Below are 14,408 nucleotides of genomic sequence, written 5' to 3'. Positions count from 1 at the left end.
TGTATGTATCGAAAAAATAAGCGAAAGGTAAGGAAGTATAGGAAGTGGGTGTATGGATTTTTGGCTGTATTCCTACTATTAACGATGATTCCCATATTTCCGGAAAGGGTATCAGCTGCTGCTCAGGAGATCATGGGAGGCCCTTTTTGCCAAAACAATTTGCCGGGTGGAGGCGATAGTTGGGGTTCTTGGTCAGGAAATGGGATAGGGGCAACGGAAGTATATACTGGCATGGGTTCGGCCAGGTATAAATGTGATGGTACTACGCAGCCGACAAATCGTTTTATTGATATTGGAAGATCCATTAAGACTTCGGATTACAGGATTTTTGTTTACATTGAAGGGTCTTATCATACTGATATATATGCATCTAATAACGCAGCAGGCGACAGTTGGAGGCCTAATGGAACGAACTTATATACATGGACTAATGTAACGAAATTCTATGCGGATAGATATTATCAGGGAAAATGGTTAGATATCACCGACTCTATTACATTAAGAGATGTTCGATATTTCAGAGCGGTGGGAGATAGCCAACAGACAAGTGCTGAAATATCCAAGTTTGGAATCCGTGTTATTCCCAAATCAGACCTAATGCCTAAACCACCTCAGATCCATGCAGGTACAGAGGGACAAGCGATCACAGGATGGACCAAAGAACCTGTAACCGTGTGGATAAATGGGGACGTGGCTCCTGAAGGACTAAAATACTATGAATATAGCCTGAATGGAGGAGCATTTCAGCAATACACCGGGCCTTTCACTGTCTATGACCATGGTGTAAATACAATTTATGCCCGGACAGTGGACGTAAATAATCAGTATAGTGGTCTTTCTTCTGGGAATGTCCGAATAGACAAGATGCCTCCAACTCCACCCACCCTAAGCGCAACGGGAAATAGTAATGACTACGCCATTTCATTACAGCCGGGAACAGACGATTATTCTGGACTAGCCCATACTCAATTTCGTTTGACAGGCGTTGTGAATCAAGATTGGCAGGACTATGTTGGAGTGTTTCATGTGAATAAAGATGGCAAAAGCACGGTTTATGCACGCTCCATTGACAGCGTCGGTAATGTGAGCCAAGAGGTTAGCAAAGAAATCACGATTGATAAAAAGGGACCGACTGCTCCTGTCATCCGGGCTAGTGAAACAGGTCCAACGAACCGTGATGTAAATGTTACCATTGATTCAGGAAGTGATTCTACAAATGGAATTAAGATGACACAGTATCGCTTGGGTCCATTAGGGGAGTGGCGGACATACAATGGCACTTTTACATTAAACGCAGAAGGGACTTACGAATTAGCAGCACGGACGATCAATAATCTCGACGTGTCTAGTCCAATCGTGACTCAATCGGTTATGATTGATCGAACCAAGCCAACGCCTCCAAAAGTTACGTTTTCCGAGGTGACGACACCTACTCGATATACCAATAAGCCAGTGGAGTTTGCTCTATCGGGTGCGACGGATACTACAGCAGTACATTATGAATATCAATTGGATTCTGGCGCTTTTGTGTCTGATTCATCAGGAATATTAAAGGGTTCAGGGATCATACAAGTGACTGCACAAGCTGTGGATGCAGCTGGAAATCGAAGCGATCCGGTGTCCGCAATGTCTTATATTGATTTGGAACCACCGACGATCCAACTGACGCCGGATTCGCGTGAATGGAAAGATACCCCTATTCATGTGAGGATACGATATGCCGATCAGCATTCGGGGTTTGAGTTATCCACAATGCAGTATAAAATCACGAACAGCCCTGATTCACCCGAAAACTGGGATGCTGCAGCCGATACAACAATCCAGATGGATCTTTCAGATGAAGGTGAATGGTATGTTCATGCCAAGGTCAAAGACAGGGTGGGTAACATTTATGAAACGGTCAGCAGTGCACTTCGTATTCAAAAGCAGCCCCAGTCGGTTGTGCTCTCTGCGACATCCATACGAAATACAGAAGCTGATTTGCAGTGGACTCTCCCGTCTGGTCTTGATGATGGGTACGTTTATACAGTCCGAAATCTAACAACTAATGAGGTTTGGGATGTTACGCATCCAACAAATTCTTTTACAGTTAGGGGGCTACAAGGAGGACGGCAATACGAATATGAAGTGCGTTCCAGTAACCATGTAGGAGGCAATGCATATTCCAATCGAGTCCATGTATTAACGTTACCTGATGCTCCTGATCATATCCAGTTACAACCTGTCTCTCGTCATTCTACAGAAATCATGGCTGATTTTACGCCAGTTTTCTCAGCTAACAAATATAACATTACAGCAGCGGACGTAAGTACGGGAGAAATCATATTTAGGAATACCGTTACACAGGATGTGTATAATCCAATTACGGGAATGAAGCCTGGTCAATATTACGATGTTTCTGTATCAGCTATTAATGACACTGGAGAGGGTACAGCAAAGCATGTATCTTTTCTAAGCCTACCAGACAGCCCGAACGGATTCCGGAATGTAACTGTAAGAGAAGATGGAATCGATTTGAAGTGGAATTCTGTAATCACTGCCACCTATTACGCCCTAGAACGTGACGAAGTCTCGGTTTATAACGATGTGTATACAGAATTTACCGATACTGATCTTCAGGCAGGAACAGAGTATGGTTATAACGTTTCCGCTGAAAATGCAACAGGATTCGGAGACTATGCCCATCTAGGAGTCATCACTTTACCTGATCGAGTAACTACAATATTGAGTGTGACGAAGGATGTGTATGCTATCGGTGTTGCGTGGCAGGATGTGCAGGGGGCTGAAGGATACATCTTGAATGTTAACGATGAACCGAAGGTGCGGGTTGCGCGTGGTATCCATTCTTATACTTTTGAGGGCTTGCCTGCGGGTAGATCTGCCAATATTAAAATACGAGCCTACAATCGAAGTGGTACAGGTAAAGATACATCTATCAACGCATTAACAATACCTGTTTCGGCTGAGCAACTTGCAACTGAAGGTGTTCACGAGCACGATGCCACATTGATATGGGCCCCGGTTGATGGGGCAACTCAATATAAGGTAACGATCAACGGTCAAGATTATTATAGTACGGAACCACGTGTGGTTGTATCTGGTTTAACAGGTGGGAGAAACTATGATTTTCAAGTGAGCAGTGGGAACAGTAGTGGTTTCAGCCAGCCAGCGTTGGGTAAGCTGCTGACACTTCCTCCTCAAGCACAAAATGTTAATGTTACAGAACTTGAGGATGGCCAGATTTTGCTGAGCTGGGATGAAATCAAGAGCGCTTATCAATATACTGTAACCCGTAAAGATACGGGGGAAGTTTTTAACACCAGAGATACTCATTTTAAGCTTTCAGATATCCAGCCTGGTATGATTTACTCGTTTGGTATACAGGCCGTGAATACAACGGGGGTAGGTAATATAACTCCCTTTACGCATCGCGCTTTGCCAGGTCAAATACCAGACAATAGATTGACTGTGAAAGAAGTAACAGATACCGATTTGGTTGTTACGTGGAAAGAAGCTCCGGGTGCAGATGCCTACAATGTCTACCAAAACGAGGTGCTTATCGGTCATACGACCACCCATGAATTTAAAGTAGATGGATTGGACAGTTCTACAGTGTATCGTATTACCATCAAGCCAGTGAACACAAGTGGTGAAGGTAAGCAGACAGAAGGTCAGGTCGAGACGCTGCCGTCTCCAGCATTTGCGTTTTCGAAGACAGAAACAACGAATAGTGAATTTATCATCCATTGGGAGTCAGACCATGAGAATGATATTTTCGTCCTCACCAGTGAAGGAGGAACCGAGCTATATCGTGGTAAGGATCGAAGCTATATCTGGAGACAACTTAAAGAGAAGCAGTTGTATACAGTTCAACTTTGGGCAGAAAATAGTCAAGGAAAACGCACAGAGGCAAAACAAGCGTATGGAAAAACAACGGCTAATACTGTGGACGTAGGTGGCGGAGCAGGAGGGGCGGAGAGTGTAAAACCGATTCAGCCTGTTATAAAGGAACCGATAGAAACAGAGCACATTCAAGATTCAACCGTTGAGAAGAAGCCAAATCATTTTAGCGACATTGAACGGGTATTTAATAAAGAAAAAATAAATGTGCTTGCCGATTTGGGTGTAGTAAAGGGAACAACTCACATGCTATTTGAGCCGAACAGACCTGTGACGCGTATGGAGTTCACTTCTATGCTGGTCCGTTCCTTGAAATTACCGCTCGAAACGGATGTGACTTTAGGCTTCGAGGATATCAGTCCATCGGCGTGGTACGTTGATCTGCTCAAAACGGCGATTAAAGATCAGGTCGCTCGCGGGTTTAGTAGTAGAGAATTTGGCCCAGATCGGGTCATTAACCGTGAGCAAGCGGCTAAAATGGTGAATAACATTATCAAAGCTACTCCACAGCAAGAAAGCAGTGCATACTCGGATTCCTCTCAAATTGTAGAGTGGGCCAGAAAGGATGTACTTGGACTAACCGAGATTAATTTAGTACAAGGATATCCAGATGGTAGCTTCCGTGCCAAACAAGAGGTCACACGGGCGGAAGCGGCTGAGATGATTTATAACATGCTACAAATGAAATAGAATGAAAAAGGGGCGGCGTTGGCCAGCCCCTTTTGTGTGTGTAGTAACTTATTCTGCAATAGCGGGGTTTATGTTGGATGCTCTGTAGGCAGGAACGCCATTAATGAGTGCGGTTCTTAGCTGAATATATCGTATACCATAATAGGAGGTTGTACTACTCAAGCCGGATGAAAGTACAGTTATTTTATAATATGAAAAAGGAATCTCATTACTAAATTGATAAGTTGTTTTTGCAGTGGTTGGCAAAGTTTCGACTTCACCTAACCTAAACCAATTTTCTCCGTCATTAGAGCCGTGAAAAGAAAATGAAAGTATAAAAGCTCGAGAAGATGGCTGAGCTAAAAGAATATCATTGATCGTCTTACCTGTATCTAATTTGAAGATGATTTCTCCACCTTTACCGCTTAAACTGCTCTCCCAATAGAGATTATTATCGACTAAAACATTTTTCGGAAAATTATTTTTGGAATCTCCGTTGGTTGAAACATTTTCCTCTGCTATAACAACAGGATCTACGGAAAAAGTATAGTTATCTGGATTTTGACTGAATTTTGCCATGTTGAAATTCCTCCTTAAGTTTAATTTTTGAATGTGGTGAAAAGGTTGATTTATATCATTTATATGGAACTCTCTATGAATATATTCCTTGATGATAGAATGCATACTAGTGTTTAAGCGGTCCAACATCATAATAGCAAGCTCATTTGCGGGCGGGGAGTTGCATGTTTAGAATATAAATAACTAATTGAGGTGCGAGAATAGAAATGGATAGAATATGGAAATATACACTTATTATTTGGGAGATGTCTATATGGAGTGCGTTGATTTGTGTCGAAGAGATCTCTACGTTTCGAATTAAGTATCGGAGGTTGCTCCAGAAGGTATCTGGCAAATTGTTACGGAGCAGTTTTCGGAGTACAGGCACGGATGGGCACCTGCCTACATACAATAAACAGACCGCAAGCCCGGTAAGTAACAAAGGCCGGTAAGTTCGCAACTACCTCAGGAGGTGTCATCCGTGCCCGGACTATTTAGCGCTATCGCTCTGTTCATCAAGGAATTGACGCTGCTCGTTTCCTACGTGAAAAACAACGCCTTTCCGCAGCCATTGACTGAGAAAGAGGAAGCTCGACACCTAAAGCTGTTTGCCGAAGGCAACGCACACTCCCGTAACACACTCATTGAACATAACCTACGGCTGGTGGCCCATATTGTGAAAAAATTCGATAACACCGGCGAAGATTTGGAGGATCTTATATCCATCGGTACCATCGGACTGATCAAGGCCATTGAAAGCTTTCAGACTGGGAAAGGCACCAAGCTGGCAACATTTGCAGCCCGTTGTATAGAAAATGAAATTCTTATGCATTTACGATCCCTAAAAAAAACACGCAAAGACGTATCTCTCCACGATCCTATAGGGACTGATAAGGAAGGCAACGAGATTACTTTGATTGATATCCTCGGCACCGAGGCGGATGATATTGTAGATAAAGTACAGCTCAAAATTGAGAAAAGTAAAATCTATCGCAACCTGGATATTTTAGATGAGCGTGAAAAAGAAGTGGTGATCGGCCGCTTCGGCCTGGAAGCCGGAGGAGAAGAACGAACACAGCGGGAAATTGCACGAGAACTGGGAATTTCGCGCTCGTACGTGTCACGAATCGAAAAGCGCGCGCTGATGAAGTTGTACCATGAGTTTTACAAGCAGAAGGGGTAATGGATAAGGAGATATATGAAGCCGCTTGAGGCCCTTAACAGGGCCTTTTTAGGTCTTTTTCATAATTCGATTACTTGCTTCTTTTCAGAGGCGTGTTTAAATTGCATCCCCCTCTACCCATCCAATATTCTTATCTAAGGCTATTTTATAAAAACAACTGCTCCTTTTCGCTTAAATAATAACTATTTTGCTATGTGTTTTTATTTAAAACGCAAATAAAAGCCTGTAGTGGTTTTCTACACTACAGGCTAAAAAATGCTTGATATTATTGGGTGTTTATACTTTGTCAGGACAAGCTCCTTCGCTAGTTGGCTCTCTTGGATTGAATTTATTTTCCTACATACTCATCCAAAAAGCGATCTACTCTTTTGAAATACTCAGTGGGGTAATGGTTGATGGCATCGATGTGCTCCGTATTTTGCGGGTACCATACTTCTGCTTTTGGGTTATCTTTTAAGGACTCGTAAATAATTTCTGTATTTTTATAACTAATTTGCTGATCTCCAGTACCATGAATGAGCATAACTGGCTTGTCTTGCATCTTTTTTACCGCATCCATAGGAGATATGGAATCAAGATCAACCTTAAAGGCCCAATTTGTCATCCATGTCGATGTATAACTGAATGGAAACGCAGGTAAACCTGAAAAGAAGGGCAAACCCTCTCTCAGAAATAGACCGGCATTACGAAAAGGACTATCCGCAATTACGGCTTTGATGTCATCACTTTCACTTGCGGCTAGCAAAGAAGTAGCAGCACCCATTGAAAAGCCGATAACTCCAATCTTATCACCCGTATGGTCTCTGGATTTTAAATAGCTTACAGCTCCTAGCAAATCGTATTTTTCATTGAAGCCTAGTGTAATCAAATCACCATCGGATTTACCTTGTGAGCTGAGGTCAAATGCCAATACATTGTAGCCTTTCGGAACGAAATGCTCTACTAACTTTTGGGTCCGCCCTTTGACTAAACGATTGCTCGTATATCCATGGACGACAATAATTGTCTTATTACTTGCTTTACCAGAAAGACGACTTGCAGGAAAGAAGGAACCTCTGATCGTATTATGATTTTTCAAACTCTTGAACTCGACCTCTTCGTAGGGAGTTTTAACGATATTCAATCCGTAGCTGACATTAGTATCTCTAGGATGGTGCAACAAGGTGTCTACTACTTTATAAGATATAAAAAATACAAGAGCCATCACAAGCAAAAGCACGATCCCTAGGCTCCATAAAATTTTCTTTCGTTTTTTCACACGAACGTTAAATGTCAGCTCGGGTTGTAATGATGCCTGACTCATTCAGACTCCTCCAGTTTTTCTTTAGGTTGTATGGGGGCGAACAAATAAAAGGCATGCCCCTTCAGATTTTCCCACTCGGGATGATGAATAATACTTTCTCCAAGAGTTAAGCCCACTCCATTTAAGAAAGAGATATAGGCACGAGAGATCATTGCTGGAGAAAAGCTTTTGTTGAATTCTCCCATTAACTGTCCCTTGGCATAGACGCATTCGATCGCATCTGTCATTACCTTTATACTTTCAAGGACCTTCTGTGTAAGTTCAGGGAATCTTATTCGTTGTCCTAAGACAGATTGAACAAGCCGCAATTCATTTATATAGAAGTAGATATGGTTGAATTGTTCTGCCACCATGTTCTTAATCAATACGCCCGGCGTCCCCTCTTGTTGTAGACAAGCAAGCGATTTCACCTGAATATCAGCAAGCGGCTCAAGGACAGCGGCGTAGTATAAAGCTTCTTTGCTGGGGAAATATTGAAAAATGGTTCCAGGAGTCACTCCCACACTCTGCGCAATGATAGCCGTTGTGGTATTAGAATATCCACTTTCTGCGAACAGGACAACAGCTTCTTCTAGGATACGTTTACGCCGCTCCAGTCTTTTTTCTTCATTGATGGGTCTTGCCAAATGTATTCCCCTCTCTTTAAACTAAACTATTATTAATTAAATGATTGATTATTTAATTAATAATATATCTTAAATTATGACTTATAGCAAGAGTGAATTTATCTTACTTACGAGCAGGATGAACCTTAACAAATAAAAAACCAATATACGCCTCCGGCTTGTTTTTATCAGGTTATTTTGGATGAATACATTGAAAGCTTTCGGACCGGGAAAGGCACCAAGCTGGCAACATTTGCAGCCCGTTGTATAGAAAATGAGATCCTGATGCATTTACGTTCCCTGAAAAAAACACGCAAAGACGTATCTCTCCGCGATCCTATAGGGACTGATAAGGAAGTCACGAATTGAAAAGCGCGATCATGATTACGATTATGTCATCAGCTGGAAGAATATCCTTACGGAATGCGGACGTAGTGGTGAGTCAAAATTTTCGTACGATGACTCTGCTAGAAAATTTGTTTATACTTTAACTACTTAATAGTGAACGCAATGGATATGAGGTGGAACTAATGATTCTGGTAAGTTCGTGTTTAGCGGGCATGAAGGTACGATATAACGGGACGGATAGCCTGGATGTACATATTCAGAAGTTGGTAGAGGAAAAGAAAGCTGTGACGATCTGTCCTGAGCTTTTGGGGGGCTTTGTGACTCCGAGAGAGCCTGCTGAGATTGTTGGAGGGACAGGCGAGGATGTGCTGAACGGCACAGCCAAGGTGGTCGAGTTCTCAGGCAACGATGTTAGCGATATGTACATTAGAGGTGCATATGAAGCCTTGAATATAGCCAGAGAGGTTAACGCAACACTTGTTGTTTTAAAAGAAAACAGCCCGTCCTGCGGATCAGCAGCAATATATAATGGGTCATTCGAAAATCGTAAAATAGCAGGTAACGGGGTAACCTCGGCTTTGTTAAAAAAGGAAGGCTTTAAGGTCATATCGGAAGAACAAATATCAGATATTTTCTTGGATTAGAATATGTAAGGGTAGATCAAGCGCCTTGCTAGCTTACAGGCTTATACCTGCGAGCGCAAGACGCTTGTTTGTGCTATGTGCCGCTATACGATTAGACATCACATTATTTAAGCTTTAATGCAAGAATTCCTAGGTATTCCTTGAGGGCTGTTCCGGTTGTAGACATGGCCCCAGCAGACGGCGAGAGCTTGCCAGCATACAGTGACAGCTTTTCACTTGCTAGATAGTCGGTAGGATAAGCTATGACCTGCATGCCTGCACGCTGAAATTCCAGTGCAGCACGTGGCATATGGAAAGCGGAGGTCACCAGAACAGGTCTAGTGAGTTGATGTTTTCCCAAAATTTGCGATGTATATACGGCATTTTGCTGTGTGTTCAAAGAACGGTTTTCGATCAGGATATCCTTTGCCGGAATACCGAGTCCTAGCAGCTGCCTTTGCGCAATATTCGCTTCATTTCCACTGTCTCCAAACACTTGCCCGCCGGAGAAAAGAATGGGTAAGCCTGTTGCTTCGTGCAATCTGGCCGCAGTGAGCAGTCGATTGGCCGCAGATCCTAGCAGATTGCCTTGTCCATTGATGTCGGGGGTTCCCTGTGTGGCTCCGCCCCCAAGTACGACAATGACATCGCCTTGAACGGTACGGGGTTGTGGGTACTGTTTTTCCAGGCTACTGATTAACAAATCTCCAGCCAGATTGGTCGAGGAAACATACAGCAGCAATGTGACAAGAAGCAGTACGACCGCAGGTATACGTACCCTTTTCCATAGCCAGATCACGAGCCCTGCCATCACGAGGATGAACAAACCGGGAGGGAGCACAAAGCTGTACAAAAATTTGATGATATAAATCAAGTGCAGATAACCTCCTATCCTTATAATTTATAAGTCTTTTTGGTATATTGTAACATAGGCAAATGACTGGATTCCTCTGTCCGAAGACATACCTCGATGAACAAGCGGGCATGAAAGGTGGAGCTTTCCAATACATATTTTTTGTTTGATAAAGTTGTTCTGCAGGCGTAGTATATAAAGTCTAGTGATTTTTTTCATAGAGGAGCGATAGCGTCATGGGAGAGTTAACGACAGCCAAGCGGATGATGATGATCGCGCTACTGGTTGTATTGTGGGGCATTTCTTGGCCCATTTATAAAGTGGCATTGGAATTCACACCTCCATTGTTGTTTGCAGGGCTACGTACACTGCTGGGCGGTCTGTTATTAGGAGCAATTTTAGTACCGAGATGGAATCGCATTCGTTGGAAAGAAAATTGGCGGGTGTATGCTATTTCAGGTATTTTTAACGTGGTACTGTTTTATGGTCTGCAAACAGTGGGACTGATGTACGTCCCCTCCGGCTTGTTTTCTGTGCTGGTATATCTCCAGCCTGTGCTGGTCGGTATTTTTGCATGGATGTGGCTGGGAGAAGCGATGTCCAGACTCAAGGTGATTGGATTGATCATCGGATTTTTGGGCGTTGCAGCTGTCAGTGTGGGCGGATTTTCAGGGCATGTGGCTGTGGCAGGTGTAATCATCGCCATTATTACTGCCGTGAGCTGGGCATTGGGAACGGTATATGTGAAAAAGGTAAACCAGCGTGTGGATTCGCTGTGGCTGGTTGCATTTCAATGTACACTGGGAGGCATCGTGCTGACGGGAGCTGGAACGGTGACGGAAAGCTGGTCGGATATCGTATGGAACGTCCCGTATGTGTCAGGGCTGATATTCGGCACGGTGCTGGGAATTTCACTATCTTGGCTGCTGTATTTCACGCTGGTCAATTCGGGGGATGCCAGTAAGGTCGCTTCCTATACGTTTTTGGTGCCTGTGATTTCAGTATTTGTCAGCTCGTTGGTGCTGGGCGAAGCGATTACGGCTTTCCTGCTTATCGGGTTGATCTTAATCGGGCTTAGCATTTATTTGGTTAATCGCAGAGCGAGAGTAGTACGACAAGCTTGAGCCTAGTAGTTGAAACAAAGAAATTGAAAGATAGAACTTGAAACATAGAATTTGAAACAAAGTAACAACAAGGGGCTCCTGCACAATAGCAGAGTCCCTTTTTATATGTCGACAAGTGATACAGTTAAGTGGGTTATGACATACCGAATTCGAGAGTTTAAGGGGTTTCCTCCCTGGGGAGTTGGTTAAAATTATGATATGGATGACAGCATACAACCAAGCAAAGAAGGGAGATGCGGACGATGGCACGAAAATTATTGATTACAGGTGCGGCAGGTACAATTGGGAAAGTATTGTATGAAGGGCTACAAGCGGAAGGTAAATATGAAATAACCGCTGCTGATGTGAAGAGGGATGAAGAGGCAGGGATTGTGGAAATGGATATACATGATGCTGCACGACTGGATGAGCTGACGCATGGAGTGGATACGGTACTGCATTTTGCATGGATCAAGGATGAAGGGGATTTTCTCGGCAAAGTGCTGTCTGGCAATGTAAGCGGAGCCTATAAGCTGTATGAAGCTGCGGTCAAAAATGGGGTAAAACGCATTGTTTTTGCCAGTTCCAATCATGCCACAGGGTTTTATAAAGTAGGCGAAAGTATAGATGTAGAAGATCCCTACCGACCAGACAGTTTTTATGGATTGAGTAAGTGCTACATTGAACTGTTGGGACGGCTGTATGCCGATCAGGGCAAATTATCTTCAATGAATATCCGTATCGGAAATTTTCCTGGGGATGATCGGCCCCATTCGGAGCGCGCCGCTCATATTTGGATTTCCGAGCGCGATATGATCCGTCTGACCGTCTGCTGTATCGAAGCTCGTCCGGAGATGAGTTATCTTAATTTGTACGGTACGTCAGCCAATACGGATAATTATTATGACATTGGCTACTTGGAAGAACTAATCGGATATAAGCCGCAGGATAATGCCGCTGAGCTGCTGGAGCAGGCCAAGAAAATCGGATTTCGGGTGAAACAGGATGAAACCACTTTTCAGGGTGGACAAAAGGAATAGAGTAGATCGTTCAAATATGCTTTGTGATTGGGCTCAAGGCGTCGATCAGGCGCCTCATATTACATAAAACTTCACAAATATCCGAATTGTTCACTCCTCCGGACACTCCTTTGTTCATGAAGCATAAGAGGCTTCACTTTTCATTTTGAATGCGCTTACATAAAATATAGTTATACGGCGGCGGTGCTACAAACCTTGCTGTCGGCAACGTATACAGAGGGGGAGTGACTCACATTGAATCAGCCTATGCCCAAAAATTCTGCAATGCTTGCAACGGATTCCCGCCTGAACGGTAAGAGGCTGGGAACGGGTAGAAAACACGGTTTTTTCTATGAACTGTTCCGCAATCGGGTATTATTTTTGATGTTGTTGCCCACTTTAATTTTTTTCTTCATTAATTCCTACATTCCTATGGTGGGTATTTATTATGCATTTACCCAGTTCGACTTCAATACCAGCCTGTTTGATGCCAAGTTCGTCGGACTCCAAAATTTTCGCTTTCTATGGCAATCCGGCACGCTGACAAAACTGACATTGAATACGGTCGGATACAACGCAGCGTTTATTTTACTCGGCAACGTGTTAGCGATTGTTCTCGCTATTTTGCTGAATGAGCTGCGAGGCCGCTACTTTAAAAAGATCGCTCAATCCGTGATGTTCCTGCCTTATTTTGTTTCTTTCGTTATTCTAAGTGTCATCGTGTATAACATATTTAATTATGATAATGGTTTTCTGAATACGCTGTTGCTGCAATTTGGTGGTGAACGCGTGGATGTATACAACAAACCGTGGGTATGGATTTTCCTGATTATCCTGTTCTATTTATGGAAAAATCTCGGCTACAGTATGGTGATCTATCTGGCAGCAATTACAGGGATCAGTGACGAATATTATGAGGCAGCTAAAATGGATGGAGCCAACATTTTTCAACGAATCTGGTACATTACCGTTCCGATGCTTAAATCGACATTCGTTGTGCTGCTGTTGTTTGCGCTTGGTAGTATTATGAAAGGACAATTTGATCTTTTCTATCAATTAATCGGCAACAATGGGGTGCTGTACAATACGACGGATATTTTGGACACTTATGTGTACCGTTCCTTGAAAGTGACTTTTGATGTGGGTATGGCTTCGGCAGCAGGCGTGTACCAATCCTTGTTCGGTTTTGTACTGATCATGACCGTGAACTACATCATCCGCAAGTTGAACGACGAATATGCCTTATTCTAGAAAGGAGGACCCAAACGGATGGCGATCAAAGAGGATGTATACACTCGAATTTTTAAAAGCATCTCTTATGTGATTATCATTATTGCTTCCATTGCTTGTTTACTCCCGTTCCTACTTATTATTTCGGCTTCACTGACCAGTAATGAATCGATTATCAGGGATGGATATCATTTTATACCACAGCAATTCTCACTGGAAGGTTACCGGACGGTGTTCACCTTTCCTGAAGAGGTGTTAAGGGCGTACGGAGTGACAATTTTTACCACGGTTGTAGGCACGACGTTGGGCCTGTTCCTGATGACGATGGCAGGATATGTGCTGGCACGCAAAGATTTTAAATACCGCAATGCGTTTTCATTCTATATTTACTTTACGACGCTGTTCGGAGGCGGGTTGGTACCTTGGTACATTATGCTGACGAAGTATTTAGGATTGCTTGATACGTATACAGTGCTTATTTTCCCGGGATTGATGACTCCGTTTCTGATCATTTTGATGAAAAACTTCATTCGTTCTTCCATGCCGGAAGAACTGTTCGAGTCCGCTAAAATTGACGGTGCGGGTGATTTTAAAATTTACTATCGAATTGTGCTGCCTTTATCTACACCGGGGATTGCCACTGTGGGGCTGTTTCTGGCCTTGGCTTACTGGAATGACTGGTTCTCATCCTCACTCTTTATTAACGATCCGCATAAATACCAGTTGCAATATTATCTGTATAATGTAATTAACTCCATGCAATTTATCGCTCAAATGGGTGCAGGTACTGGTGTGTCTCTTTCCAATGATATGCCGACAGAATCGACCAAAATGGCAATGGCGATCGTGGTTACTGGACCCATTTTGCTGCTGTACCCGTTCATTCAGCGTTACTTTGTTAAGGGGCTGACCATAGGCGCGGTAAAAGGCTAAGCGGCACTAAAGGGCTTTGATGGCATAACGTGCTGACGGTATGCCATCAAAGCAGCACTTTTTGTAAGCGTTTTAATAAAC

The 14,408-nt window shown here is 43.3% G+C and carries 11 protein-coding genes and 1 pseudogene; 8 read left to right on the top strand and 4 right to left on the bottom strand.

Annotated features, from left to right (window positions below; all coding sequences use genetic code 11):
* Nucleotides 1-3: 3 nt before the first annotated feature.
* Nucleotides 4-4,590 carry a fibronectin type III domain-containing protein gene (locus tag ACYCSE_RS00875; RefSeq protein ID WP_459700856.1) on the top strand — a complete coding sequence of 1,529 codons (4,587 nt, stop codon included), beginning with the start codon at nucleotides 4-6 and terminating at the stop codon, nucleotides 4,588-4,590.
* 48 nt (nucleotides 4,591-4,638) lie between these two features.
* Here ACYCSE_RS00875 and ACYCSE_RS00870 read toward each other — a convergent pair whose 3' ends face one another.
* Nucleotides 4,639-5,148, bottom strand: a complete 510-nt coding sequence (locus ACYCSE_RS00870; RefSeq protein ID WP_459700854.1) for a discoidin domain-containing protein — start codon at nucleotides 5,146-5,148, stop codon at nucleotides 4,639-4,641.
* A 460-nt stretch (nucleotides 5,149-5,608) separates the two neighbouring features.
* On the opposite strand from ACYCSE_RS00870, the gene sigK reads away from it, so the two are divergent.
* Nucleotides 5,609-6,310, top strand: coding sequence for an RNA polymerase sporulation sigma factor SigK (gene sigK / locus ACYCSE_RS00865; protein ID WP_013311218.1), 702 nt, complete (start codon nucleotides 5,609-5,611; stop codon nucleotides 6,308-6,310).
* A gap of 328 nt (nucleotides 6,311-6,638) precedes the next feature.
* Here the strand turns inward: sigK and ACYCSE_RS00860 are convergent, their stop codons facing one another.
* Both ACYCSE_RS00860 and ACYCSE_RS00855 read right to left on the bottom strand, forming a co-directional pair.
* Nucleotides 6,639-7,613: an alpha/beta hydrolase gene (locus tag ACYCSE_RS00860; protein ID WP_446675769.1), complete on the bottom strand. Its 975-nt coding sequence runs from the start codon at nucleotides 7,611-7,613 to the stop codon at nucleotides 6,639-6,641.
* Nucleotides 7,610-8,239, bottom strand: a complete 630-nt coding sequence (locus ACYCSE_RS00855) for a TetR/AcrR family transcriptional regulator (RefSeq protein WP_061830394.1) — start codon at nucleotides 8,237-8,239, stop codon at nucleotides 7,610-7,612. The genes ACYCSE_RS00860 and ACYCSE_RS00855 overlap by 4 nt, the downstream gene beginning before the upstream one ends.
* Nucleotides 8,240-8,428: 189 nt before the next feature.
* Here ACYCSE_RS00855 and ACYCSE_RS00850 point away from each other — a divergent pair.
* Together ACYCSE_RS00850 and ACYCSE_RS00845 are read left to right on the top strand one after the other, a co-directional pair.
* A pseudogene (locus ACYCSE_RS00850) lies at nucleotides 8,429-8,575 on the top strand (sigma factor); the annotation flags it as partial.
* Between the two features lie 173 nt (nucleotides 8,576-8,748).
* Nucleotides 8,749-9,210 carry a 2-thiouracil desulfurase family protein gene (locus ACYCSE_RS00845; RefSeq protein WP_061830393.1) on the top strand — a complete coding sequence of 154 codons (462 nt, stop codon included), beginning with the start codon at nucleotides 8,749-8,751 and terminating at the stop codon, nucleotides 9,208-9,210.
* 103 nt (nucleotides 9,211-9,313) lie between these two features.
* Here the strand turns inward: ACYCSE_RS00845 and ACYCSE_RS00840 are convergent, their stop codons facing one another.
* Nucleotides 9,314-10,063 carry a YdcF family protein gene (locus ACYCSE_RS00840; protein WP_459700850.1) on the bottom strand — a complete coding sequence of 250 codons (750 nt, stop codon included), beginning with the start codon at nucleotides 10,061-10,063 and terminating at the stop codon, nucleotides 9,314-9,316.
* 215 nt (nucleotides 10,064-10,278) lie between these two features.
* Between ACYCSE_RS00840 and ACYCSE_RS00835 the strand changes: the two genes are divergently transcribed.
* From ACYCSE_RS00835 to ACYCSE_RS00820, 4 genes are all read left to right on the top strand, one after another.
* Complete coding sequence (locus tag ACYCSE_RS00835; protein ID WP_104497103.1) at nucleotides 10,279-11,166, top strand: DMT family transporter; 888 nt, start codon at nucleotides 10,279-10,281, stop codon at nucleotides 11,164-11,166.
* Between the two features lie 242 nt (nucleotides 11,167-11,408).
* Nucleotides 11,409-12,185, top strand: a complete 777-nt coding sequence (locus ACYCSE_RS00830; protein ID WP_322174680.1) for an NAD-dependent epimerase/dehydratase family protein — start codon at nucleotides 11,409-11,411, stop codon at nucleotides 12,183-12,185.
* Between the two features lie 234 nt (nucleotides 12,186-12,419).
* The gene (locus ACYCSE_RS00825; RefSeq protein ID WP_061830390.1) at nucleotides 12,420-13,415 is read left to right on the top strand and encodes an ABC transporter permease; all 996 of its coding nucleotides are present in this window, start codon (nucleotides 12,420-12,422) and stop codon (nucleotides 13,413-13,415) included.
* An 18-nt stretch (nucleotides 13,416-13,433) separates the two neighbouring features.
* Nucleotides 13,434-14,327 carry a carbohydrate ABC transporter permease gene (locus ACYCSE_RS00820; RefSeq protein ID WP_322174682.1) on the top strand — a complete coding sequence of 298 codons (894 nt, stop codon included), beginning with the start codon at nucleotides 13,434-13,436 and terminating at the stop codon, nucleotides 14,325-14,327.
* Nucleotides 14,328-14,408: the final 81 nt, after the last annotated feature.

Source organism: Paenibacillus sp. SEL1, assembly GCF_054602535.1.
This window is presented reverse-complemented; position numbering and strand designations above follow the sequence as displayed.

Coding starts and splice junctions, on each gene's coding strand:
- ACYCSE_RS00875 (WP_459700856.1), top strand. CDS start 4: ATGTATCGAAAAAATAAGCGAAAGGTAAGGAAGTATAGGAAGTGGGTG.
- ACYCSE_RS00820 (WP_322174682.1), top strand. CDS start 13,434: ATGGCGATCAAAGAGGATGTATACACTCGAATTTTTAAAAGCATCTCT.
- ACYCSE_RS00870 (WP_459700854.1), bottom strand. CDS start 5,148: ATGGCAAAATTCAGTCAAAATCCAGATAACTATACTTTTTCCGTAGAT.
- ACYCSE_RS00860 (WP_446675769.1), bottom strand. CDS start 7,613: ATGAGTCAGGCATCATTACAACCCGAGCTGACATTTAACGTTCGTGTG.
- ACYCSE_RS00835 (WP_104497103.1), top strand. CDS start 10,279: ATGGGAGAGTTAACGACAGCCAAGCGGATGATGATGATCGCGCTACTG.
- ACYCSE_RS00830 (WP_322174680.1), top strand. CDS start 11,409: ATGGCACGAAAATTATTGATTACAGGTGCGGCAGGTACAATTGGGAAA.
- ACYCSE_RS00845 (WP_061830393.1), top strand. CDS start 8,749: ATGATTCTGGTAAGTTCGTGTTTAGCGGGCATGAAGGTACGATATAAC.